The sequence below is a fragment of the Nonomuraea rhizosphaerae genome (assembly GCF_019396405.1).
GTDB lineage: Bacteria > Actinomycetota > Actinomycetes > Streptosporangiales > Streptosporangiaceae > Nonomuraea > Nonomuraea rhizosphaerae.
Genome location: NZ_JAHKRL010000251.1, coordinates 1 through 2,501 on the forward strand (window position 1 = coordinate 1; position 2,501 = coordinate 2,501).

Below are 2,501 nucleotides of genomic sequence, written 5' to 3' on the forward strand. Positions count from 1 at the left end.
CGACCGGCCCCGGCCCGCCCGGCCCCCCGCGGCCTGACCAACCTGGTCCGCCGCCGGCCATGGGCAGGAGGCCGCCGGCGGGCCGATGACCTGAGATCGGAGGCGAGCATTCATGTCATCCCACAACCCTCTCGTTACCGTCGTCGTGCCCAATTACAATTACGCGCCGACGCTGGGCCGCTGCCTGCGGGCGATTCGCGAGCAAACGTATTCGCCGCTGGAAATCCTGGTCGCCGACGATTGCAGCACCGACGATTCCGTCGCCGTGGCGAAATCGATGGGCGTCAAGGTGGTCAGCCCGTCGCGCAACGGCGGGCAGGCGGTCGCCCGCAATCTGGGGGCCGCCCACGCCCGTGGCGAGATACTGTTCTTCGTCGACTCCGACCTGGTGATCGAGCCCGACGCGGTGGCCAATGCGGTCGCGATCCTCGACGCCGACCCGAAAGTCGGCGCCATCTGCGGCATCGAGGATCCGGTTCCGCTGATCAGAGACAAGATGATCAAGGAGTATCGAGCCCTTCAGTACCACTACTGGTCGCTCACGCCCGACGGGATCGTGTCGTTCCTGTTCTCCGCGATGTTCGCCATCCGCGCGGACGTATGGGCGGAGGTGGGGCCGTTCGACCCGCGGCTGCGCTGGTCGGAGGAGGTGGAGTACGGGCATCGGCTCTCACGCAACTATCAGATCCGCCTCACCGCGGATCTGCGCGGCCGGCATGATCCTGACGACTCGCTGCGCGGGATGTTACGTAAGCTCTTCCACCGTGGCAGGGTGCGTGTCCCGCTGTACGCGCGCAAGAAGGAGTTCGCCCAGGGATTCGAGACGGCGTCGCGGGTGTGGAGCAGCGTCGCCGCGTTCTTCGCCGTCGTCTCGGTGGCGCTGCCGGTCGTTCTCGGCTGGCCATGGGCCCTGGTTCCGGTGGCGCTGCTGGCCCTTTCGATCGCCGCGGACGCGGGTATGTACGGCTTCGTGCGCGCGGAGCGCGGTCCGCTGTTCCTTTTCTACTACGCGGGGATTCATTTCCTGGTGAATCTCACGATCTCCGCCGCCGCGATCGCCGGACTGTGCCAATGGATGACGTCCGGCAAGTTCCGCAGCATGTACGACGACCCGCCGAAGCCGCTCAGCTGGCCGACCCTGCTGCCGGACCATTCGTAGTACTCGCAGGAGGAAAGCGCGAGGCGGTCATCGGCTCGCGCTTTTCATGACAGCACGGGCAACGGGGTGCGGTCGCCAATACACCCTGAGTCAATGCCTGTGGTGTCAGTTGATCCTGTGAACTCCCTGGAACAGACCTGAAATGAGCAGCGACGCGCGACTCAATATTCTGCCGGCTGCTCGCCTGACGCTCCGGAGGAACGACGCATGAGCAAAGCCGCGACATTCGAACGGTCATTGGGGAAGTCTGGTATCAAGGTCAGCCCGATGGGCTTCGGCTGCTGGGCGATCGGAGGGGATTTCACGTTCGACGGCAAGCCGGACGGATGGGGCCTGGTCGACGACCGCGAGTCGATCAGCGCCATACACCACGCCTTGGACGCGGGCATCAATTTCTTCGACACAGCCGACGCGTACGGCGCGGGTCACAGCGAGATCGTCCTGGGCAACGCGCTCAAAGGCCGGCGCGACCAGGCTGTGATCTCCACCAAGTTCGGCTTCACGTACAACTCCGAGACCAGAGAAGTCTCGGGCACCGACACATCGCCCGCCTATGCCCGCCGGGCGTGCGAAGCCTCGCTGCGCCGGCTCGGCACCGATTACCTCGACCTCTACTTGCTGCATGTCGGGTCGATCCCGCAGCCGGCGGCGGAGGACCTCGCCGGCGCCTTGGACGACCTGTGCCGAGAGGGTCTTGTCCGGTCGTACGGCTGGAGCACGTGGGACCCGGACTGCGCGCGCCTGTTCGCGAGCCGGCCCCACTGTGCGGCCGTCGAGCACACGTTGAACGTCTTCGACGACGCTCCGTCCATGCTCGACGTCTGCCGGCAGCACAACCTGGCCAGCATCGATATCAGCCCACTCGCGATGGGGATACTGACCGGCAAGTTCACCGCCGATTCGCGACTGCCGGCGGACGACGTGCGCGGCGCTCGCCACGAGTGGGTGGCGTACTTCAAGGAGGGCCGGCCCGAAGACGCGTATCTCGACCGGCTGGAGGCGATCCGCGAGATCTTGACGAGCGATGGACGCACTCTGGCCCAGGGTGCGCTGGCCTGGATCTGGGCCCGCAGCGACCAGACCATCCCGATCCCGGGATTCAAGAACGTACGTCAGGCCGAGGAGAACGCCGGAGCGCTGGCGCTCGGGCCTCTCACTCCCCAGCAGATGGAGGAGATCGAGGAGTTGCTGGAACGCGAACCGGTGGAGACCACGAGCTAGTGCCGCATCATCTTGGGTTTGCCCCGTTTCGTAGGGACACGCCGATCAAGGTCCCACCTCGGTCGGTGTGATCGCCTCAGACTCTGTTTGTGGCTGAGCGGGTTCGCGTACGCGAGATCGA

The 2,501-nt window shown here is 65.7% G+C and carries 2 protein-coding genes; both read left to right on the forward strand.

Going from position 1 to position 2,501, the window contains the following annotated elements; all coding sequences use genetic code 11:
- Window positions 1–112 precede the first annotated feature (112 nt).
- Complete coding sequence (locus KME77_RS12720) at window positions 113–1,159, forward strand: glycosyltransferase family 2 protein (protein WP_219466202.1); 1,047 nt, start codon at window positions 113–115, stop codon at window positions 1,157–1,159.
- Between the two features lie 207 nt (window positions 1,160–1,366).
- Window positions 1,367–2,380, forward strand: a complete 1,014-nt coding sequence (locus tag KME77_RS12725; protein WP_219466204.1) for an aldo/keto reductase — start codon at window positions 1,367–1,369, stop codon at window positions 2,378–2,380.
- The last annotated feature ends 121 nt before the right edge of the window (window positions 2,381–2,501 follow it).